Source organism: Actinoplanes oblitus, assembly GCF_030252345.1.
In the GTDB taxonomy this organism is placed as follows: Bacteria; Actinomycetota; Actinomycetes; order Mycobacteriales; family Micromonosporaceae; genus Actinoplanes; species Actinoplanes oblitus.
The window spans coordinates 1,384,574-1,404,277 of record NZ_CP126980.1 but is presented as its reverse complement, the minus strand read 5'-3'; the positions used below and the strand labels follow the sequence as shown (position 1 = coordinate 1,404,277).

20 protein-coding genes and 1 pseudogene are annotated in these 19,704 nt (G+C 72.0%); 8 read left to right on the top strand and 13 right to left on the bottom strand.

The genetic code is table 11. The features are described 5' to 3' along the window. Window positions 1-249: 249 nt before the first annotated feature. Window positions 250-783 carry a DUF4240 domain-containing protein gene (locus Actob_RS06385; protein ID WP_284919122.1) on the bottom strand — a complete coding sequence of 178 codons (534 nt, stop codon included), beginning with the start codon at window positions 781-783 and terminating at the stop codon, window positions 250-252. Between the two features lie 64 nt (window positions 784-847). Here Actob_RS06385 and Actob_RS06380 point away from each other — a divergent pair, with 64 nt between their 5' ends. Both Actob_RS06380 and rpsT read left to right on the top strand, forming a co-directional pair. Then, window positions 848-1,861 carry a phosphotransferase gene (locus Actob_RS06380; RefSeq protein ID WP_284919121.1) on the top strand — a complete coding sequence of 338 codons (1,014 nt, stop codon included), beginning with the start codon at window positions 848-850 and terminating at the stop codon, window positions 1,859-1,861. A gap of 446 nt (window positions 1,862-2,307) precedes the next feature. Further along, entirely contained in the window at window positions 2,308-2,574 is a 267-nt protein-coding gene (gene rpsT / locus Actob_RS06375) for a 30S ribosomal protein S20 (protein ID WP_014688364.1), read from the top strand. 582 nt (window positions 2,575-3,156) lie between these two features. On the opposite strand, the gene Actob_RS43865 is transcribed toward rpsT, so the two are convergent. The 3 genes and pseudogenes from Actob_RS43865 to Actob_RS06360 all read right to left on the bottom strand — a co-directional run. Beyond that, the gene (locus Actob_RS43865) at window positions 3,157-3,726 is read right to left on the bottom strand and encodes a hypothetical protein (RefSeq protein WP_328518415.1); all 570 of its coding nucleotides are present in this window, start codon (window positions 3,724-3,726) and stop codon (window positions 3,157-3,159) included. After that, window positions 3,723-4,706: a DNA polymerase III subunit delta gene (gene holA / locus Actob_RS06365; RefSeq protein ID WP_284919120.1), complete on the bottom strand. Its 984-nt coding sequence runs from the start codon at window positions 4,704-4,706 to the stop codon at window positions 3,723-3,725. The genes Actob_RS43865 and holA overlap by 4 nt, the downstream gene beginning before the upstream one ends. Before the next feature lie 294 nt (window positions 4,707-5,000). After that, window positions 5,001-6,584, bottom strand: a pseudogene (locus Actob_RS06360) (ComEC/Rec2 family competence protein); the annotation flags it as partial. A gap of 237 nt (window positions 6,585-6,821) precedes the next feature. Here Actob_RS06360 and Actob_RS06355 point away from each other — a divergent pair. The 3 genes from Actob_RS06355 (at window position 6,822) to Actob_RS06345 (ending at window position 11,522) form a co-directional block, all read left to right on the top strand. Beyond that, a complete protein-coding gene (locus tag Actob_RS06355; protein WP_284919119.1) occupies window positions 6,822-7,748 on the top strand; it encodes a hypothetical protein in 927 nt (308 codons plus the stop codon). Window positions 7,749-7,900: 152 nt separating this feature from the next. Beyond that, on the top strand, window positions 7,901-9,352 hold the full coding sequence (locus tag Actob_RS06350) for a hypothetical protein (protein WP_284919118.1): 1,452 nt from the start codon (window positions 7,901-7,903) through the stop codon (window positions 9,350-9,352). Window positions 9,353-9,377: 25 nt separating this feature from the next. Further along, complete coding sequence (locus Actob_RS06345) at window positions 9,378-11,522, top strand: hypothetical protein (RefSeq protein WP_284919117.1); 2,145 nt, start codon at window positions 9,378-9,380, stop codon at window positions 11,520-11,522. Between the two features lie 5 nt (window positions 11,523-11,527). Here Actob_RS06345 and Actob_RS06340 read toward each other — a convergent pair whose 3' ends face one another. After that, complete coding sequence (locus tag Actob_RS06340; RefSeq protein WP_284919116.1) at window positions 11,528-11,749, bottom strand: hypothetical protein; 222 nt, start codon at window positions 11,747-11,749, stop codon at window positions 11,528-11,530. 72 nt (window positions 11,750-11,821) lie between these two features. Between Actob_RS06340 and Actob_RS06335 the strand changes: the two genes are divergently transcribed. Continuing rightward, window positions 11,822-12,400, top strand: coding sequence for a MerR family transcriptional regulator (locus Actob_RS06335; protein ID WP_284919115.1), 579 nt, complete (start codon window positions 11,822-11,824; stop codon window positions 12,398-12,400). 74 nt (window positions 12,401-12,474) lie between these two features. Here the strand turns inward: Actob_RS06335 and Actob_RS06330 are convergent, their stop codons facing one another. Both Actob_RS06330 and Actob_RS06325 read right to left on the bottom strand, forming a co-directional pair. Beyond that, window positions 12,475-12,636: a hypothetical protein gene (locus Actob_RS06330; protein WP_284919114.1), complete on the bottom strand. Its 162-nt coding sequence runs from the start codon at window positions 12,634-12,636 to the stop codon at window positions 12,475-12,477. Window positions 12,637-12,649: 13 nt separating this feature from the next. Further along, the gene (locus Actob_RS06325; RefSeq protein ID WP_284919113.1) at window positions 12,650-12,799 is read right to left on the bottom strand and encodes a hypothetical protein; all 150 of its coding nucleotides are present in this window, start codon (window positions 12,797-12,799) and stop codon (window positions 12,650-12,652) included. Window positions 12,800-13,342: 543 nt separating this feature from the next. Between Actob_RS06325 and Actob_RS06320 the strand changes: the two genes are divergently transcribed. Next, window positions 13,343-14,605: a helix-turn-helix domain-containing protein gene (locus Actob_RS06320; protein WP_284919112.1), complete on the top strand. Its 1,263-nt coding sequence runs from the start codon at window positions 13,343-13,345 to the stop codon at window positions 14,603-14,605. Between the two features lie 138 nt (window positions 14,606-14,743). Then, complete coding sequence (locus tag Actob_RS06315; protein WP_284919111.1) at window positions 14,744-15,037, top strand: hypothetical protein; 294 nt, start codon at window positions 14,744-14,746, stop codon at window positions 15,035-15,037. Here Actob_RS06315 and Actob_RS06310 read toward each other — a convergent pair. Genes Actob_RS06310 through Actob_RS06285 form a run of 6 tightly spaced genes read right to left on the bottom strand, consistent with a single transcriptional unit; the run spans window position 14,998 to window position 19,703 of the window. Continuing rightward, window positions 14,998-15,213 (bottom strand): hypothetical protein, encoded by a 216-nt coding sequence (locus Actob_RS06310; RefSeq protein ID WP_284919110.1) that lies wholly within the window; start codon window positions 15,211-15,213, stop codon window positions 14,998-15,000. The genes Actob_RS06315 and Actob_RS06310 overlap by 40 nt on opposite strands. Further along, window positions 15,210-15,779: a putative phage holin gene (locus tag Actob_RS06305; protein WP_284919109.1), complete on the bottom strand. Its 570-nt coding sequence runs from the start codon at window positions 15,777-15,779 to the stop codon at window positions 15,210-15,212. The genes Actob_RS06310 and Actob_RS06305 overlap by 4 nt, the downstream gene beginning before the upstream one ends. Next, a complete protein-coding gene (locus Actob_RS06300) occupies window positions 15,776-16,000 on the bottom strand; it encodes a DUF7620 family protein (RefSeq protein ID WP_284919108.1) in 225 nt (74 codons plus the stop codon). The genes Actob_RS06305 and Actob_RS06300 overlap by 4 nt, the downstream gene beginning before the upstream one ends. Next, window positions 15,997-16,326, bottom strand: coding sequence for a hypothetical protein (locus Actob_RS06295; RefSeq protein ID WP_284919107.1), 330 nt, complete (start codon window positions 16,324-16,326; stop codon window positions 15,997-15,999). Before Actob_RS06295 ends, Actob_RS06300 begins: the two co-directional genes overlap by 4 nt. Then, window positions 16,326-16,991, bottom strand: a complete 666-nt coding sequence (locus Actob_RS06290) for a tail fiber domain-containing protein (protein WP_284919106.1) — start codon at window positions 16,989-16,991, stop codon at window positions 16,326-16,328. The genes Actob_RS06295 and Actob_RS06290 overlap by 1 nt, the downstream gene beginning before the upstream one ends. Before the next feature lie 18 nt (window positions 16,992-17,009). After that, window positions 17,010-19,703, bottom strand: a complete 2,694-nt coding sequence (locus Actob_RS06285; RefSeq protein ID WP_284919105.1) for a hypothetical protein — start codon at window positions 19,701-19,703, stop codon at window positions 17,010-17,012. Window position 19,704 lies beyond the last annotated feature (1 nt).

The window sequence follows — 19,704 nt, the reverse complement described above, 5'->3', positions numbered from 1 at the left end:
CCGTTTCCCGGCCGGCGGCTTCCGCTCCCGCCCAGCAACCGCCCGCCGTCAGCGCGCCAACTCCCTCTCCAGCCCGACGACTTCGCCCCCTCAGCCCGACGGCGCCCTCCTCCCGACGGCGCCCCTCAGCCCGACGGCGCCCCTCGGCCCGGCGGCGCCCGTTACCTCGGTCCGACGGCGTCCCCCTCGGCCCGGCGGCGCCCACCCCGCTCCAGCGCCACCGTCTCGCGGCGCGGCCACCTCGCTCCCTTACTCCGGGGGCTCCAGGAACAGGGCGGACAGCTTGGGCAGGCGGCGGCGCATCTCGTCCTCGTTGTCGAAGTCCCACAGGTCGCCGACCTCGGGCCGGGTCCGAGCCCCGTCGCCCGCTGGCAGCTCGCCCCCGGTGGCCTGCTCATAGGCCCGGGCCGCGATGCCGAGCACCTCGTCGGCCTCGAAGACCGCGCCGGTGTCCGCCGCCTGCTTGATCACCACCACGTTGGCCAGCACGTCGGGTTTCTGCACCGCGGCGGCCACAGCTTTGCGCCCGTGCGCGATCAGCCAGCCGCGAAAGGCGTCGAAGCCGGCCTCGTCGGCGCCACTGTTGATCAGATAGGCGGCGGCCCAGAGGTCCTCCGTGCCGGAGGCGACCATCACCCGGTCCAGATGACGGGCCCAGGCGACGATCTCCTCCGGATCGCGGGTGGCCAGCTCGGCGACGGCCCGCTCGGCCACCTCGGCGGGGGACGCCGGCCGCTCGGCGGTCGCGCGGTCGATGACCGCCCAGAAATCGTCGGTTCGCATGCCGAGGATCCTGCCAGTGCCCTCCGACATTTTCGGCGGTGACGGGGCGGGCAGGATGAGAGACATGCGGCCGATCACACTTCCCGAGGTTCCGTACGGCGCCACCGCCGTACGCCCGGAATGGTCCGTCCTGCCGGAGACCGTGCGGGAAGCGATCACCGCGCGCCTCGGCTCCCCGGTGTCCGCCGCGCGCAGCGCCGGCGGCGGTTTCACCCGGGCCTTCGCGGCCGTGCTCGACACCGAGGCCGGGACCAGCGCGTTCGTCAAGGCGGCGCCGCTGGCCGACCCGACCTCGCAGTGGTACGCCCGGGAGGCGGCGATCACCGCTGCCCTCCCGCCGGAGGTGACCGCGGCCCGCCCGCGCTGGACGATGACCGAGGCCGGCTGGTTCGTGCTGTGCCTGGAGGCGATCGACGGCCGCCTCCCCGAACTGCCCTGGCCGGCCGCCGACCTGGAGACGACGCTGCGCGCCTGGTCGGCGGCGGCGACCGCGCTGGCCTATCCGTCACCGGCGCTGCTGGCCGTCGGCCTGCCCGCGCTGCCGGACATCCTGCGCGGCGAGATGTCCTGGTGGCAGCTGATCGCCAAGCGGCGCGAGCCGATGCCGGAACCGGCCCGGGAGACTGTCGCCCCGCACCACCTGGCCGACCTGGCCAGGCTGGAACGGGCCCTGCCGGCACTGGCCGCCGGGGACGGCATGCTGCACGGCGACCTGCGGCTGGACAACGTACTGATCGACACCGGCGGCCGGGCCTGGCTCTGCGACTGGACCTGGCCGTGCCTCGGGGCGCCCTGGTTCGACACGGTGCGGCTGCTGGTCAGCGCGTATGCCAGCGGCCTGGACACGGACGCGGTGCTGCGCGCCTGGGGTGCGCCGGACGAGGGGGTGGACGGCGCGCTGGCGGCGCTCTCCGGGTATTGGCTGGTCTCGGCCGGCAGCGGGCCGAGCAGCGCCTCCCCGCACAGCCGGCAGCACCAGCGGTTCAGCGGGGGGCAGGCGCTCGCCTGGCTGGCCGAGCGCCGGGGCTGGGAGAGCGGCCCGGCGAAGCGCGGCTGGCTCCGCCGCGGCGGAGCCTGATCCTCCGCTCGCCGAAGCACTGCCGTCTCGTCGTGGCCGAGCCTGATCCGCACTCGCCGAGGGCGCCTGCCCCGCCGGCTCACCACCGCCACCGAAGCAGCCCTGCGCCCCGCGGGACGGCCGGCCATCCGTCGGGTGGCGCGCGGCTCGCTCCTCCGAGGAAGAGGCGCTACCGGCCAGCCGGTGAGGCCGGCAAGACGGGCTTCGGGTGGCCGGCCCGCCGGTCACGCCCGGCCGTGGCGATCGTGGGGCCGCGGCGGACGATGAGCAGCGGCCGCTGCCGCTGGGCCGGAGCCGTTTTGGCGGCTCGGAGACGTGCTGGTAATCTGTTTCTTCGCGTGTGGTGACACGCTGTTGTTTCCTGCACCGGCCTCGCCGGGTGAGACGGCCGCGCGGTGACCACTCGTCGAGACCATTTTCCGCTCTAGTCAGGACAAGGCTGTCGCGTGGCGAACATCAAGTCCCAGATCAAGCGCAACCGGCAGAACGAGAAGGCCCGTCTGCGCAACAAGTCGGTCAAGTCTTCGCTGAAGACCGTGATCCGCAAGCTCCACGAGGCGAGCGACGCGGGCAACGTCGAGACGGCGACCACTCTGCTGCGTGACGCCTCGCGTCAGCTCGACAAGGCTGTCAGCAAGGGCGTCATCCACAAGAACCAGGCGGCCAACCGCAAGTCGGCCATCGCCAAGAAGATCGCCTCGCTGTCCGCCTGATCCGCTGGATCAGATCGTTGGCCGCACGGACGCGGCCATCGGCTCCGCCCGCCGGCGGGCGGGCAGTTAGCAGCACAACCGGGTATCGCCGGACCGTCACGGTCCGCGCGGTGCCCGGTTTGCTTTGCTGCCCGGTTTGCCCGGGCTCGCGGATGTCTTGGTGACCCGGGCTGGCGAGCTCGCCGGCGACAAATCGGCCCGGCCCCACACGGCCCGACCCCACACGGCCGAGACTCCTTGCGTTCCGTCCCGGCTCAGCCCGGACGACCTGGCGCCCAGGTGACTTACCCGCCAATGACGATCCGGACTTCTCGCCCATCGCGGACCGCGAGCATCGGGAAGGGCCGCTGGACAACATCCACGGCGTGATCCGACTCGACGGGACTCATCACAGCTGTGATGTCCATCCCTTGAGCTGATCGGCCGTGGAGAAAACGCCGCGGGACGACCATCCACGGGAGCCCAGGGTCCAGCGGCGACAGACACGAGGCGACCGCCGCCGAAGCCTGATCCCACGGCGACATCGGAGCGCGCCCCGGGAAAGCCAGCCGCGCAACAACCGGAACCGTCGGGCGGCAGGCGTTACTCGTAACGCCGGGTGGCGGACTGGCGGGCCATCTGCTGGCGCACGTCCAGCTCGTCCGCCCACGGCCGGCGCACCGGCGCGGCCGTCTTCTGCTCGGGCGCCGCCTCGGCGGGGCGGCCGGTCCGGCCGTAGCCGTTGTTCTCCCCCGGGAACCAGACGACGCCGGTGGACCGGGCCGCCTCGACCGGCGGGTTCACCACCGGGGTCCGCACCCGCGGCGGCGGCCACTCGGCCGCCTGAGCACCGGATCGGGGCCGGTGGGTGTGCCGCTCCCGGTGCACCGCGGCCCGGGCCGCCACCGGCTCGGCCGCCGGTGCGGGCGGCGCCAGCCAGCCGGCGACCAGGTCGTTGAACTTCACCATCACCGCCACCGCGATCGGCAGCACCAGCACGCCCCACCAGGTGACCAGCTCGGCCAGGGCGAGCAGGACGCCGAGCGCGATCGCGCCCTCCAGGAAGACGAAGCAGAGCAGCCCGCCGGGGCTGAGGTGGCGCAGGCACAGCACTCGCGCGTAGAGCGGCTGGTGAGCGGCGCCGGCCCGCCGGGAACGCACCGTGCGGGTCATCGGGCCCCTCCGCCCCGCCGCGCCGTGGCCACCGCGAAGACTGCCTGCTCCAACGCGTATCCCCGGTCCTCGGCGCCGCCCTTGACCGCGGCGTTGCAGTCGGCGGCCGCACGCATCGCGTCGACCAGGCCCTCCGGCGTCCAGCCGCGGCTGCGCTCCTGCGCCCGCTGAATCTTCCAGGCCGGCATGCCCAGGGTGCTGGCCAGCTGATAGGGGTTGCCCTTGCCGGCCGACGCGACCCGGGCCACGGTCCGCACGCCGTCGGCGATCGCGTCGGCGATCGGCACCGGATCGACGCCGACATGCAGCGCCCAGCGCAGCGCCTCCAGCGCGCCCGGCAGGTCGCCGACCATCGCCGCGTCGGCCACGGTGAACCCGCTGACCTCGGCGCGGCCCTTGTAATAGCGGGCCACCACCGCCTCGGTGACCTTGCCGTCGGTGTCGGCGAGCAGCTGGGAGCAGGCCGCGGCGATCTCCCGCAGGTCGTTGCCGACCGAGGCGAGCAGCGCGGACGCGGCCGCCTCGTCGCAGCGGCCGCCCGCCCGGCGGAACTCGTCACGGACGAAGGCTATGCGCTCCCGGTCGCCTTTCAGCTTCATCGCCGGCACCACCGTGGCGCCGGCTTTCTGCAGGCCGTCGGCGAACGCCTTGCCCTTGGCCCCGCCCGGATGGGTGACGATCAGGGTGACGTCGGGATCGGGATTGCTCGCATAGGCCAGGAGGGCGGCGGCAAGCTCCTTGCGCGCGTCCTGACCGCCGCGCAGCACCAGCACCCGGCGCCCGCCGAACAGTGACGGGCTGAGCATCTCGGCGACCTCGCCGGGGCTCAGCTGACCGGCCTCGTACTCCCGGACGTCCGCGCCCGGATCGGCGGCTCGGGCCGCGTCCACCGCCGCGGTGACGGCACGGGCGGCGAGCAGTTCCTCGTCGCCTTGGACGAGCAGCAACGAGGGCGGTGGCGCGGCGTTCACGCCCGACATCGTCGCACGTCCGGCCGACACTCCGGGGAGGCTCACTCTTTGGCGCAGGTTAACCGATCACTGAATGCGAAACCCGACATATCCACCAGCAACCATGGTTCGCACGGCCTGACCTGCACCGCCGCCCACGCCTAGGGACCCGGCCGCAGACCGCCTCCTATTTCGTACGTTCTCAAAAATTACCCTTTAATACGGCATGTCGCCCATCTCGGGCAGCGTACGGAGAGCCTGCCGACACGGCTGGTCGGCGCGCTGTCACACCCCAGCGGCCGGCCCGCCGTGACGGCCGGCCGATCAACGCGCCGTGACACCCCGACTGGTCACCGCCAACCCGTCCCCGGTGGCCAGCACGGCCAGGTCACCGTCCCGATCGGTACGCAACACCCGAGCCCCGTCCCGCCGCAGCCGCGCCAGCACCGACGCATTGGGATGCCCGTAGTCGTTCCCCTCCCCCACCGAGACCAGCGCCACCACCGGGTCCACCGCGTCCAGCAGCTCCGGCGCCTGCAAGGCGCTCCCGTGATGCGCCACCTTCAGCACATCCGCCCGCAACGCCCCCGCCCCGAGCCGCTCCACCAGTTCGGTCTGCTCCTCCGTCTCGGCGTCGCCGGGCAGCAGCACGCTCCGGCCGGCCACCGTCGCCCGCAGCACCAGCGAGTTGTTGTTCGGGTCCGAGTTGGTGCCGTGCAGCGCCGACACCGGCCCGAGCGCCGCCAGCCGCAGGTCGCCCACCTGGTACGCCCAGCCCGGCCCGACGGCCAGCACCGGCGTCCCGGCCCGGCCGGCGGTCGCCGCGACCAGTTCCCGGCCGGCCTCCGGCTCGGGCCAGTCGGGTGCCACCACCGCGCCCACCGCCCGGCCCCGGAAGATCCCGGCCACCCCGCCCACGTGATCCGCGTGATAGTGGCTGACCGCGAGCAGCACCACCTGCCGGATGCCCAGCCGGCGCAGGCAGCGGTCCACCGGATCCGGCTCCGGCCCGGCGTCGACCACCACCCCGCGACCGGCACCGGCCGGCAGCACGAGCGCGTCGCCCTGGCCCACCGAGCAGGCGACCACCAGCCAGCCCGGCGGCGGCCAGCCGGAGCTGAGCAGGCGGACCGGCAGCGCGCCGAGCACCGCGCACGCCGCCACCACCGCTGCCAGTCTGCGGACCACCGCCCGCCGGGCCGCGATCAGGAACCCGATCGTGAGCCCGGCCAGCAGCAGCGCCCCGGGCACGCCGCCCGGCCAGGGCAGCGATCCGGCCGGCACCCGGGCCCCGGTACGGGCGACCAGCACCAGCCACGCGGCCGGCCAGTGCCCGAGCCAGGCGGCGAACCCGGCGCCGGCCGGCCACACCGGGGAGAGCAGCGCGGCGGCCACTCCGAGCAGGGTGGCCGGGGCGATCGCCGGGATCACCACCAGGTTGGCCGGCACCGCGATCAGGCTGACCGTCCCGGACAGCCCGGCGATCACCGGGCCGCAGGCCACCTGCGCGGCGGCCGGCACCGCCAGCGCCTCGGCGGCGCCGGGTGGCCAGCGCCGGGCGCGTAGCGCGTCCCGCCAGACCGGGGCGAGCAGCAGCAGTCCCGCGGTGGCCAGCACGGACAGCGCGAACCCGGCGTCGGCCGCCAGCTCCGGATCGGTCAGCAGCAGCACCGCGGCCGCCGCGGCCAGCGCCGGCACCGCCGCCCGGGGACGGCCGGCGGCGAGCCCGAGCAGGCCGATCGCACCCATCGCGGCGGCCCGGAGCACGCTCGGCGACGGACGGGCCAGGATCACGAAGCCGGCCAGCGCCACCCCGCAGACCGCCGCGCAGAGCACCGGCCCGGCCCCGGTCCGCCGGGTCACGAACAGGATCACGCCCAGGATGATCGCGACGTTGGAGCCCGACACCGTTCGCTGCACATATGAGTGACCCGGGCGCGGCAGTGAGGGCCGGCCCGGGTTCCGATCGCAAAGGAGTGCGATCTTGGCCAGCGTATCTGTCTCTTTGCCGGGTGAGCGGCATCAACTCGTCGCCGGGCCGGACCGGGCGGTCGACCGCATGGCGAGGGCTGTCGGGCAGTCCGGTCAGCCGGGGGCCGGCGCGATGCACGCGATGGTCGTACGGCTCGGCGGCGGTGGCGCCCGATGAGTATGCCGACGATCGTCGACAATGTGGCGGAGCGTGGCGAGCAGGTGGCGGACTGCCCGACGAACGGGCACCCGACTCCCCTCGCCGCAGGCGTCGCCCAGCCGGCCCAGGCACCCCTGGACGACCATGGCCTCGCCAAGATCAAAGAGGTGGCGGAGCGCGCTGGCGATCGTCCTCAGCGCAGCCTCCGCCAGGTCGTCCGCGACTGGCGGATCGCGCACCGTGGCAAGGCCCGGCCGGAGCATGGCGGGACTGTGGCGAACGGGGACAGCTGGGCCTGGTCCCTCCCGATCATGATAGGCGGCGGTGTGGCCGTCTTCTTGACGGCGTTTGTCCTGAGCTACCACGGCCTGTACGGCTTCGGCACTCTCGCGAAGATGCCCCCTGGCTTCCGCCTGGGCGTTCCGGTCATCTTCGACGCGTTCAGCATCACGGCCCTGATCGCGACCTTCTTCTGCCAGGCCGCAGCCTGGCATGTCCGGGCGTACTGCTGGCTGATGTTCGGCCTATCGGCGGCCGGGTCGATCGCCGGGAACGTGATCTACGCGGCGAGTCTCGACCCGTCTATGGCGGCCCGCTGGCGGCCCCTGCTCGACGCGTGCCCGCTGATCGGGGGCGTGGCCTGGCCGGTCGTCGGCATGGCCGTACTGCACCTGATCATCATCACGATCCGAGAGCGGCGCGGCCAGCAGTCGGCCGTCGCCCAGGCGGCCGCGGAGGTCGAGCACCAGGCGCAGGCCGACGAGCAGCTTCGCCTACGCGCGGTCGAGCTGGTGGCCCTGGGCGGCAGCTGCCAGGACGTGGCCAACAAGCTGGGCGCGCCGCTGCGCAACGTCCAGCGGTGGACGAAGCCGGTCCGTGACGCCCAGCAGGCCGCTGCGGCCAAGGCGCCGGCCACCCCCCGTAGCCGGGCGAAGGCGTAACCGTGCGCGCAGTCCACCCCTGATCCAGTCCACCCCTGGACTTCCACCCCTAGACCAGGCCCGGTCAGCGTGAGCGGCCCTGGGTGGCCCGTAGTCCACCCCTGGACTGGACCCGGACCTGGACCTACCGAACGTGACGAAGCGAGGACCTGATGACGATTCAGCCCACACCTCCGGTCGCGCCGCAGCCGGCCACCCCGGAGAAGCCGCGGGCACCGCGCACCAAGGAACCCAGCTGGTGGGCACGCCATGGCCTGGTCGTGGTCGCCCTGGTCGCCCTGGTCGTCCTGGTCGTCGAGCTGGTGGCGTTCGGTCTGCTCGGCTGGCGCTGGGCCTTGGCCGTCAACGGCGTGCTGCTGTTGCTCGCCCTGGCGCTGCTGTTCGCCTGGCATCGGCGCGGCCGCGGTGGTCTGCTGGCCGGTCTGTTGAAGTTGCTCGCCGGGACCCGGGTCGGGCAGCGGATCGCGGCAGCCCGGGCAGCGCGGGCCGGGCGGACGGCGGCAGCTGGCCGCCGGACCGGCGGCGCCCGGTCCGGCGGAATCGGTCCCGGCTCGGCGACCGGCCGCCGCGGTGGTCTGCTCGGCCGGCTGACCGGCGGAGGACTCGGCCGGCGGGCCGCCGGCGGGCCGGGTGGCGCCGGATCCGGGCCGGGCAGAAGCGGTCAGCGTCGGGGCATCCTGGCCGCCTTGCAGCGTCGCCGCCGGGCGGCCCAGGCCCGAAGATCCGCCACGGTGGGAACGGGCGGCAGCGGGGCAGCTGGCGGCCCCAGCGGGAGCCGGTCGAGCCGCTGGCGGAACCTTTTCCGCCGGAAGTCGTCTGGGCCCGGCTCCGCCACCAGATCCGATCGTGGCGGGAGGTCCCGCCAGAACCGACCCAGCCGCCGTCAGCGAAACACGGACCGCACCAGCCGGGGCGGTGGCGAAGGCCGGAGCTCCGCCACCAGCCGCCGGGGCGGCAGCTGGTGGGACAAGTGGCGCCAGGGATACCAGCGCGGCGCGGCCGCGTACGACCGTAAGAGCCCCCCCAGCGGCGGCGGCCGGCGCCCATCCCCCGCCACCGGACGACAGCCCGCCGACACCCCGCCGACGACGACCCGGCGGCCGACGGCCAGCACGACCCGGCCGGGCTCCCGCCAGAACGACCAGACGCCCCCCACACCGCCACACCCCCGCCACGGCGGCGAGGCCGACAACGGAGATAGCACGATGACCGACCATCTGACCCACAACGACGACCAGTCCTTCCAGCGGTGGGGCCGGAACCTGAGCGGCGCCGAAGCTGCGGCCCAGGAAGTCGCCCGGCTCTACGCCCAGGCCGAAGCGGCACGCGACCGGTTCCGCGACACGTGGGGCCGGATCCGTACCCAGGGCGAAAGCGACATGCCCGCCAGCCCCCGGCTGAAGGCGGAAATCGAAGACGTCGCCGCCCAGGCCGAACGGGCGGCGTCCGCCGACGAGTGGCGCGGCGTGTCCAGCAGCGCGGCCGCCGTCCCCGCGGTCTACCAGCAGGAACACGAAACCGACGAGGACCGGCTGAACACGCCCCGCACCAGCCGGGCAGCGGAACGGCGCGCGGACGTCGCCGCGGCCGAACAGGACAACTGAGCACGCCATGAGAGGACAGGCCACCATGAGCACCGAACAGGGGACGCGCGCACCGCTCGTCCCGATCTTCGCCGCCCTGCTCGCGGTCGCCCTGGTCGTCGCCGACCGGCTGGCGCTGGTCAGCTTCCCGGCCCTGGCGCTGCCCGTGGTGGCCGTTCTCGGCGCCCTGCTCGCCGTCGTGATCACCCTGCTGCAGGAGAACGGCGCTCCCGGCTGGGCGCGCGTCGTCGTGCACCGGGTCGCCGTCCTGCTCGCCGTCGGCGCCTGGGCGACCTGGTGCGACGTGGCCGGCTGGTCCGGCGCGACCGTGCTGTCCGGGCTGGGCGGAACGGTCGCGCTGGCCTTCCTGGGCGCGGTCTGCCAGGCCCCGGCCGCCCAGGGCACCTGGGCGGCCGCGAACGCGCCCCAGACGCCGGAAGCCCCGCCGGTCGACTGGCGCGACCCGGCTCTGGTCCGATGGGAAAAGCTGCTCCGATCCGTGACGAAGCAGTCCGTCGTCGTCGAGGCCGCGCGGCCGTGGGACAACCCCGACGACGGGCTGCAGCTGGTCGTCGCGCTCCCGGCGGAGCAGGGGACGACCGTCGACGACCTGGTGAAGTCGAGCGTCCCGGCCCGGCTCGCCGCCGCGGCCCGGCTCCCGAAAGGCTGCGCGATCCAAGTCACCGAAGGCGACCAGCAGGGGATCGCCGTCTTCGACGTCATGCTCCGCAACGTGCTCGCCGACGACAGCCCAGACGTGCACGAAGAGCCGACCAGCGCGGCCTCGATCAACGATCAGTTCCCGATCCTGACCACCCCGCGCGGTCAGCTGTTGACGATCTGCCTACGGATTTACTCCATGATCGTCGGTGGTACCACGGGGTCAGGTAAAACCACCCTGCTGCACCGCCTGATCATGTGGCTAGCGCGGTGCACCGACGCCCTGGTCTGGGTGATCGACCTCAACGGCGGCGGGGTTGCGGAGCCCTGGGTCAACCCCTGGGCGAACGGGCGCGCGGACCGGCCGGTTGTCGACTGGGTCGCCGACAACGAAGCGGAAGCCGCGGTCATGGTGGCCGTAGCCGGCGCGATCGCACGCGACCGGAAGACGAACCCGGAAGCGGCCCGGCGCAAGCGCACCGCGAACAGCTTCGTCCTGCCCGTCGACGCCCAACTGCCCGCGATCGTCGTCCTGACCGACGAAGGCGGCGAGGTGCGCCAGGCCGTGAGCCTGCTGGGCCAGCTGGCCGGTAAGGGCGTAACCCGGCTCGCCCAGATCGGCCGGGCCGAAGGCGTCCGCGTGATCATGTCCGTGCTGCGCGGTACGTCCGACCTGACCGATAAGGGACTGCGGGTCAACGCCGCGTTGCGCCTGTGCCTGCGTATGGAAGAGCACGACGAATACAGCCACGTGCTCGGCGTCTCCCCCGGGAAAACCGACCTGGGCGCCACGATGGGCGCCGGCTACCTGAAAACGGCGGAGCTCTCCCAGCCCGTGCTCGGCCGGACGGTCAACGTCGACCTGGCCGGGATCGAGCGGCACGCGCGCGCCACGGCCCAGCTGCGGCCCGACCTCGACCAGCGCGGCCAGGCGGTCGCCGCCGCGGTGACCGCGCGCACCGTGCTCGAAGGAAAAGAGCCGACCGTCGAGCTCGCCCGGTTGCGGCCCCTGGTCGACGCAGCGGCCGGGCGCGCGTACAGCGCACGGTGGGAGCGGTACGCGGTGAAGCTCGCGGCGATGCGCGGCGAGGAGATCGGCGACCAGGCGGACCAGCCGGTCGCGGTGACGACCCCGGCCGGGAGCGCGGCGACCAGCGCGCTCGACAGCTGGGTGGCCGCCGTCTCCGGCCCCGCCGCCCAGCCGGAAACGCCGGACAGCCCGGCGGCGGCTACAGCTGGCGGAAACGTGATCCAGTTCCGGCCCCGGGTCGTTCAGGGCGCCGGCCAGCCCGTCGCCGGACCGCAGACGGCCCCGGCCACCGCAGTGCCGGACACTGCTCGTGAGCAGATCCTGGCGCTGCTGCTGGATGCCGGGGCGGAAGGTGTGACGACCAGCGAGGTGATCCGACGTGAGTTCGCGGCCCGGTCGCGGGTCACTGGCCTACTGAAGGAACTGCGGGAATCGGGCGCGATCGGTTACAACGTGGCCGGGCGCAACGTGCTGGCCAAGTACGCCCAGCAGATCGGGTAGCTAGCTCATTCGGACCAGCTCGGCGGCGCCGCGGCGGAGTTCGTCGCGGCGGGCGGACGGCTCTTACGGTCTTCCAGGTCGAACGCTTCCTGAATCCCTTGCTCGAGTGCGGCCCGGACGTCGTCCGGGCCGACACCGTTCCCGACGGCCGAAGCGGCGGCCATGCGAACCGCGCGGATCTTCCGGTCTCTGGTGTCCTGGTCAGCTACGAACATCGTCCACTTCACCTCCTGATTCGTACGCAATCATGCCCTATTTTCGGCTTCTCTCGCTGGCCGGATCCACGACGGACAGTTTGGGTGCCAGCCGAGCCAAGGATCGACATAGAAGGAGCTATGAGCGTTCCGTCACCCGGTGAGGAAACCTGGTCGACCGGTGAAGCCGCCAGGTTCCTTGGATTCAGTGTCAAGCCGCGCACCATCGGCCGATGGATCGAGTCCGGGTACCTGGCCGGCGTCAGGATGCCCAACGGGCACCGGCGTGCCCTCGCCTCGTCCGTACGTGCGATACGCGTGAAGCTGGACCAGCAGGCCGCCGACAGCCAGCAGCAGATCAGGAAACCGCGGGCGCGGCCGATTGGCATGGCGCCGGTGAAGGCTGCGCAGCTGCTCAAGATGGCGCCGGTGAAGGTCCGCCGGCTGGTGAACAACTACGTCAGCTGGTGCGAGGCGAACGGGTACGACCCGGCCTCCGACACGGCACCGCCAGTACCGGACGACGATCTCTATCTCAAGGGCTGGCGCATCGATAAGGACGGCACCCAGCGAGTCGAGCTGCGGGTCGACGCCGCTGACGTCGAGCGGCGAGTCGGCCAACCGCGGGCCAGGGTGCCGCGGCAGCTGCAGCGGCAGGCAGACACCCCGGCCAGCCAGCGTTAGTCGGGCAGAAACGGCGAAAGGCGCCCCACCCCGGTCGGGGTGGGGCGCCTCGGTGTTCGCGGCCTGGCCTGCTATTAGTCTTTGTCGGGCTGGCCAGCGTGGTGCTTAATCGCGCTGGTCAGCTCTTCGGGATCGAGTTTAACGACGATGCTCCCTCGATCGGAGGTAGCACCGGTGACGTCGACCAGGATGCCATTCACATCGACGGTGACTGTGTCGTTGTCGAAGGTGCTCAATGCGACTACAAGGTCATTTCTCAACATTGGGGTGGGTCTCCTTGTGCTCGGTGGGTTGCCGCGGCGGCCGTTCAGTCGCCGCTGCCCAGGACAGGAACCGCTTCCAGAGATCAGGCGGCGGGCCGCCCGACGTCTCCAGGTCGTCGGCGGCCAGGTCGAACATGGTGTGCAGGTAGTCGCTTAGCCCAGCCGGGAAACCGGCGTAGGCAGCCGCCAAAATCTCCCGTGCCGGATCGCACGGCCAGGGGCGGCCGCACGCGTCACAGTCCCAGGCCGGCCGTTTCGGTAAGTGCTCCGCACTCACCAGACTCGACCCCGGTTGGCTCGGTGATCTTGGCCTGGCGTCAGCCTTCCGGCCCGACCAATCTGCGGCTCGACTTCCGGACCGCGCCGATGACGGCCGGCCTGGTAGGCCGGACGATCGGACAGCGGACGTAGGGCCGTCGTCGGCTGATTCCACGGCGGGCTGCTGGCGGACTGCCCGTCGGGAATCGGATCGCCGGCATGCCAGCCGTGCGCTTCCTGACACGGCCACAGGCGCCCGCAGGTGCACATGTTCCGACGGAAAGGCATCTTGCGCCGACGGTGGGATTCCATGTAAGTAGCGTTCCCACCACGCTGCGGATTTGGTAGAACTGGCGTGCTGCCAGGCAGGTGCGACAACGGTCTGGCAACACTGGCAACACCCCGTCGGAAGGGGGTGTCTGTGGAATCGTTCGGGCAGGCCGCGCGTCGACTACGCGCCGGTCTATCTCTGCGTGAGATCGCTCGGCGGGCCCATGTGGACCCTGGCCACCTGTCGCGGATCGAGGCGGACAAACGGACGCCGACGCCGCAGCTGGCGGCCGCGCTGGACGCTGCGCTCGGCGGGGCCGGCCACCTGGCCGAGCTGGCTCGGCGGGCGTGCGTTGAGCCGTGGCCGCTGGATGGCGGTCCTTGGCGGCCGTGCGATACCGAACGGCTCGTCGACGCGCTCGCGCAGCAGACGCCGACCGCAGAGAACGCGGTCGAGCTGGCCCACCAGTGGCTGATCGCCGAGCCGCCCCAGCTCCTCGAGGTGCGTTCCGGACGCAGGATCGGAGCCGGAACCGTCGAGCGGGTGGAGCGGCGTGTCCAGCAGCTTCGGGTGCTGGACGATTACGTCGGCGGGGGCGAGACCTGGGTGATGGTGACTCGCGAACTCACGGCGACGGCGGGGCTGCTGAAGGGCGCCGCGTATACCGAGGACGTCGGCCGGCGGCTGCTGGTTGCGATCGGTGAGCTGTGCCAGGTCGCCGGATGGGTGCTGTCGGACTCTGGTCGGCTGGCCGAAGCGGAGCGCGTCTACCTGGCCGGTGTGCGGGCGGCGAACGCAGGCGGCGACGTCGCTGGGGCCGCGAACAACCTGTCGAGCCTGGCCTACCAGCTGGCCAATACCGGTGATCCGCGTACGGCGCCGACACTGGCCCGGTCGGCGTACGCGGGAGCGAGGCATCACGCGAGCGCTACGACGCTGGCGCTGCTCGCTGAGCGGGTCGCGTGGGCGTACGCCCGGACCGGCGAGGCGCGGGGGGCCGAACGGGCCCTCGGCCAGGTCGAGGCTGAGTACGACCAGCGGCGACCGGAGGACGATCCGGTGTGGGTGTACTGGCTCGACCAGGGCGAGATCGAGATCATGGCCGGACGAGTGTGGACGCAGTTGCATCGGCCGTTGCGGGCCGTGCCGATCTTGGAACGGGCGACCAGCGGCTACAGCGACGCCACGGGCCGGGAAACAGCGCTGTATCTGTCCTGGCTGGCCGAATCGCTGATCCAGGCGAACGAAGTCGACCGGGCGGCGGAGACGGCGTCGCGGGCGTTCCGGTTGTCCCGGCAGGCGAACTCGGCGCGGGCCGAGGACCGGATCCGGCTGCTGGGTAACCAGCTCGGGCGGTTCCGCGGGAACGCGGTGGTCGACTCGTTCCTGGACGAGTTTCGCTCCGCGGCGTGACGCTGGGCCCAAGGGCCGAAGCGTGCGGGCCAGGAGCGCCGTTAGCGGGGTGAGCCGTCCGGGGCCTACCGGGCGGGCCTGAGCTTCGCGGGCGGCGATCCTGGCGCCCGGGTGAGGCATTCCCCGAAAGGTTCCCTGATGAGAATCGTCCTCCGCAGCCTGGCCGGGCTACTCGCGGTCGCGGCGACAGTCGGCGGCGCGTACGCCGCGCGGTCGGATCGTCCCGACTATGCCGACGGGTACACCCAGCAGCCGACCAGCGCTGACGGGCTGCACATCCGGTCCGGCGGCTACTGGCGGTGCGCGCAGCAGGCGACCTGGCCTCACCGGGGCACGATGTGCGGGCTCGCATACATGGTCTATCCGGACGACTCAAAAGTCCTGATCCGCTATCACTCCAACGGGCTGTTCTCCACCGAGCAGCCGGGCTGAGCGGATCCCAGGACGGTCCGGGCGACGTGCGCGGCATATGGGTCGACCTGGCCCAGCCGCTCGCCGACGTCGGCGGCCGCGCGCAGCCAGCAGCGGATCGCCTCGCCCAGCTGGTGGCCCTCGACCAGCTGGGCGACGCGGCCAGCAGCCGAGCGCAGGTCCCCCGGCCCGGTCACCGGGCCGGAGGAGCGTAGATGCGCATCACGTACGCGGCGGCGGTCGTGAGTGCGGTCTTGGCGAGCAGCGTTCCGACGGTGGCCCAGTAAGCGCGCGTCCACGCCAGATCTCCGGCGCTCGCCGCGAGCGCCAGGACGACGGCCACGGCAAGGTCGACGCCCAGGCCTTGGACGAACGTGCGGAAGGCACGGTTCCGGGCGTCTGCGGCGACCTGGCTGGGCTCGGCCGGCGGTGCTGCCACGACCGGGCGAACGGCCACCAGCGAGCGCTGTTCGTGGCGGCCGGGCAAAGTTTGGGCGCGGACGACCAGGGCGACGCGCCGCCAGATGATCGCGGCGATGCTGCCCCAGGACAGCGCGCGGATCGTGTCCCGGTACGGCCAGTCGAGGCCGAACAGCAGGTTCGCCGCGGCCAGCGTCGAGACGATGACGATCACGGCCATGAGCGACATCACGTTCCGGCCGACCGGGGTCGAGCGCCAGGGCGCCAACCGGGCGTAGGTGATCACGAACGTCAGGGCGCCAGCCAGGGTGGCGAGCACCATGACATTAGCGACGTTTTTCAATGGGTTTCACCTCCCAGGAACAGCTCGGCGAAGTGGTTGGTCTGTCGGTGCTGCCGAAGCCGCTCGGCCAGCTCGGCGACGTCCGGCCGCCTTGCCCGGTCGGCGGCCAGGCCGCGCTCTTCGCTCTCGCGGACGGCCACGGCCTGGTCGACGTCGCCGACGTTCGGCGCACGCTGCTCGGCTACGTGGCGATCGCGCCACCACTCCCACGGCCACCTCATGCCGATCGCCTACCCTGCCGGGGGCCGGCGGACGCGCTGCGCAGGGAATCGAGGATCGCGGCCGCGGTCTTGCCGACCTCCTGGAGCTGGTCCAGCTGGTCGACCAGCTCGGCGTTCCGCTCGGCGGCCGCGGTCGCCGCGGCCTTCCACTCGTCGCCGCGGGCGGTCGCCTCGGCGAGCCGCTGGTCCTGGACGGTCAGCAGCTGGTCGACGGACTTCTTTGGGACCAGCCAGCCGCGCAGAATGCCGAGGATGACCAGCGCCAGCAGTGACCCGGCGCCCAGGTTTGGCAGTATCCCTGCGGGGAGCTGGTCGACCCAGTCCATCAGCCGGCCGACCCGTCGGGCGGTGCGTCGCCGAGCCGGGCTTCCAGTGCGGTGATCCGGCGCTCGGCGTCGGCCAGCTGCTGGATCAGGCCCAGGGTCAGCCGTGCGTACTGGACGCCGTCGGGGACCGGGCCGTCCTCGGTGTCGCGGTACTGGACCAGCTGGGTCAGGCCGAGGTCGTGCACTTCCTCGGCGATCAGGCCGAGGTGATGCGGGGCGGCCGCGACGCCCAGGGCCTCGACCTCGGCCCGGTCCTGGAAGCTGACGACGCGCAGCTGGCGGAACAGGTCCAGCTCGATCACGGCGTCATTGATGTCGGTCTTGTACCGGCGGGACGACGTCGAGCGCTTGAGTTGCTGGCTGGACGAATCGAGGTAGGCGTTCGCGTCCGATGACGTCGTGGCGTCGGTGCGCAGCCGGATCGAGTCGAAGTAGGAAGCGCCGGCCCGGGGGCCGATGACGGCCTCTCCGCCGTTGGGACCGGCCAGCCAGACACGGGAGTTGTCGGCGCCGATCGTCGACTGGTTGTCCGCGTACAGCTGGTAGCCCTCGTTCAGGGTGATGTGCAGGGCGCCGCCGCTGGCGGCCGGGCTGAGGGTGAGCGTTTCCGCTTCCAGGTCGTCGAGGTCTTCCGGGGTGAGCGGTTGGCCAGCGTTGAGCGCCACGGCAGGCCCTCCTTTCGGTCAGAGGCAGACGCGGATGGGTAGGTAGACCTCGACCGGCGTACCGGCGTCGTGGTCCTTGTCGACGTCGTTCAGGCTCCGGATCACGGTGAACGTCTGGGGCGACGCCGGGCCGCTGATCGCGGTGACCGACATCCGTTCGCCGCCGACGACGATCGTCAGCGGGAAGTGATCGGCGTTGGTCGTCCACAGCCGGCCGGTCGAGGCGACGGACAACGATCCGGCGCCGGCCACGACGTCAGCGGCCAGGGTCGAGCCGTTCGTCTGGACGCGGCCGGTCGTCAGGGCCTGCTCTGGTCCCTCGACGACCGTGCCGACGTCCCAGGGGCGGGCGGGCTCGCAGTTGAGCTCGGCCGTCCACAGCTTCGGCTTGAGTACCTGTTTGCGTCCGGCCACCAGGACGTCGACGTCGACGCCGGCCACCTGGTCCGGCGGGTGGTCGACGGTCATGCGGGCGCCGAGCACCAGGCTCGACCAGGTCGGGACCAGGAACGGGTTCCGGGCCAGGTTGAGACTGATCGACGGCCAGCGCATGTCGTCGTAGGTGCCGAGGAACACGCGCCAGGCCGCCTGGTGCCGTAGGCCGCGGTCACGGGCCAGGGACAGCGTGATCGACTGCTCGTAGCGGCCGAACTCGTCGACGTGCTCCTGGTCGATGACCCGGGCGGACGATCCGCCCTCGCGGGTCACGGTCCAGTCGTTGCCCATCTGCTGGTCGTCGTCGGTCGGTTCCGGTGCGTCGTCGACGTGGCCGAGGTCGAAGTCCAGCGCCAGGTCGACGGGCGGGTTCAGCCGGGCGCGGCCGGGCCGGTACTGGAGTCCGGCGCCGCGCTCGAACAGGATGCCGCCGTCGGAGTCCTCGGCCAGCCGGAGCAGGTCGAGGAACTTCGCGACCTTCTGCGGTCCCATGGCCTTCGTTTCCCCCGCCTCGACCAGCACGGGGACGCCTTCCTCGGCGCACAACCGGGCAATCCGGTCAGCGGCTAGTTCGCCGCTGTACCCGTTGGAGATCTTCATGAACGTCCCGTCGACGAACGGGAGGTCGTTGTCGCCGATCCACACGTGGGCAACCGAGGTGCTATCAGTCGGCGCGTACGCGGTGAACGAAATGATCCTGTCCGCCGAGCCGGTGTAGTCCCCGGGGAGCGCGTAGAAGATCGTCGCGCCGACCTGGTGCCAGATCAGGACCCATTCGGTCGTGCCGCCGACCTCCTGGGTCTCCAGCTGCATCGCGAACCACTTCGTCGGGTCGATCGTGTGGAAGCCGGCGGCCGCGTCGACCTGGTCGCCGTCTGCGTCGTATCCCTTGATCGTGAATGCCGTGGGGGCGCAGCCGATGACCCAGCGCGTGACCCGGCCGGTGCCCCGGAACTCGAGTAGAGGTTTCTCGGTGACCGGAAGGCTATCCAGCTTGAAGTAGGCGGCGCCGGCGTAGCCGTTCGGGGTGTTGGCCGGGTTGGTGACCCGGCCGCTGATCCTCGACGTCCCGGCCGTGTTGAGCTTGGCCGCGGTGGCGGCGCCGGGGAGCGTGTCGTCCCCGGCGAACGACACATCGGTCCCGGACGCGGCGACGCCGCGCGTGATGCCCGACGCCGCGGTGGTCGCGTCGTTGCCGTCCTCCATCGGCCAGTAGGCCGTCGGGTTGTAGCGGGTCAGCTGGCGGTAGATCGGCGACCGGAGCGGGCTCGCGCCCTGCTGGAGACGGCGCAGGATGCCGGACGCCACGATCGGCCCAGTGCAGTTCTTGCCGGACTTGTCCCAGCGGACGGACCACTCGGGAACGGTGCCGGTGAACAGCAGCGCGGCCGCGCGGTAGTAGTCGATGCTGACGGCCATCGCGCCGGAGTTGGTATTGCCCTCGACGCGCGACTGGTAGAAGCCGACGCCTGATCCGCGGGGTAGGTCGGAGTCCTCGACCGATGCGTTCCAGATGCCGGGCTCGGTGGTGCCGTCGAGCCAGCAGCGGATGCGCAGACTGGATCCGGAGACCTGGACGCGTGTGCGGATCTTAGTTCCGCTGGCGTACGTGACCCCGGTCGGAACGCCTCCCACCAGCACAGGGATCGATCCGTTGACCACCTTGGCGATCCGGACGTAGATCTCTCCGGACGGATCGAAAACGGTATACAGCCGGTAGTGATTGTCATTGTCGATATAGCGGGCCAGTACGCCCGATCGCCAGGCCGCGCCGGTCGTGACGGCGTTGATCGAGGCGACATACTCGACGTCGACGTCCAGGGCGCCGCCGTCGACCAGCCGGGAGTAGGTGGCCAGGTTGTCGGTTGCGAGGGTGACCAGTCCGGCCGCCCCGTCGACCAGGTAGGCCGACGGGGTGCCTACTTCCCATTCGTGGCCGCTGTCCGAGGTGCCCCAGCCGTTCGTGACCTCGCGGCCGAAGGTGTCCACGCCCTGGTCGACGCGGACCTGGAGCGGGGTGTTCTTGCGCAGCTGGCCGTACCACTGGCCGAGCGCGTTACGCGGGCTGTAGTTGCCGGACCGGTTGTCGAGGGTGAGCGTGCATTTGGACGGGTCGACCTTGTTGCCCTCGTCGGCCCGGCCTTCCTCGATGCTGATCCCGGCCGTGATCCGGACGTCGTCGGTGATGTCCTGCCAGACCCAGGTCGACGGGTCGACCGGGTTCGAGCCGGGAGCAAGCCAGACCGATACGGGTAGCAGGCTGGTCGGGAACGGCATT

Coding starts and splice junctions, on each gene's coding strand:
- Actob_RS06385 (WP_284919122.1), bottom strand. CDS start 783: ATGCGAACCGACGATTTCTGGGCGGTCATCGACCGCGCGACCGCCGAG.
- Actob_RS06380 (WP_284919121.1), top strand. CDS start 848: ATGCGGCCGATCACACTTCCCGAGGTTCCGTACGGCGCCACCGCCGTA.
- Actob_RS43865 (WP_328518415.1), bottom strand. CDS start 3,726: ATGACCCGCACGGTGCGTTCCCGGCGGGCCGGCGCCGCTCACCAGCCG.
- holA (WP_284919120.1), bottom strand. CDS start 4,706: ATGTCGGGCGTGAACGCCGCGCCACCGCCCTCGTTGCTGCTCGTCCAA.
- Actob_RS06355 (WP_284919119.1), top strand. CDS start 6,822: ATGAGTATGCCGACGATCGTCGACAATGTGGCGGAGCGTGGCGAGCAG.
- Actob_RS06350 (WP_284919118.1), top strand. CDS start 7,901: ATGACGATTCAGCCCACACCTCCGGTCGCGCCGCAGCCGGCCACCCCG.
- Actob_RS06345 (WP_284919117.1), top strand. CDS start 9,378: ATGAGCACCGAACAGGGGACGCGCGCACCGCTCGTCCCGATCTTCGCC.
- Actob_RS06325 (WP_284919113.1), bottom strand. CDS start 12,799: ATGTTCGACCTGGCCGCCGACGACCTGGAGACGTCGGGCGGCCCGCCG.
- Actob_RS06315 (WP_284919111.1), top strand. CDS start 14,744: ATGAGAATCGTCCTCCGCAGCCTGGCCGGGCTACTCGCGGTCGCGGCG.
- Actob_RS06300 (WP_284919108.1), bottom strand. CDS start 16,000: ATGAGGTGGCCGTGGGAGTGGTGGCGCGATCGCCACGTAGCCGAGCAG.
- Actob_RS06295 (WP_284919107.1), bottom strand. CDS start 16,326: ATGGACTGGGTCGACCAGCTCCCCGCAGGGATACTGCCAAACCTGGGC.
- Actob_RS06285 (WP_284919105.1), bottom strand. CDS start 19,703: ATGCCGTTCCCGACCAGCCTGCTACCCGTATCGGTCTGGCTTGCTCCC.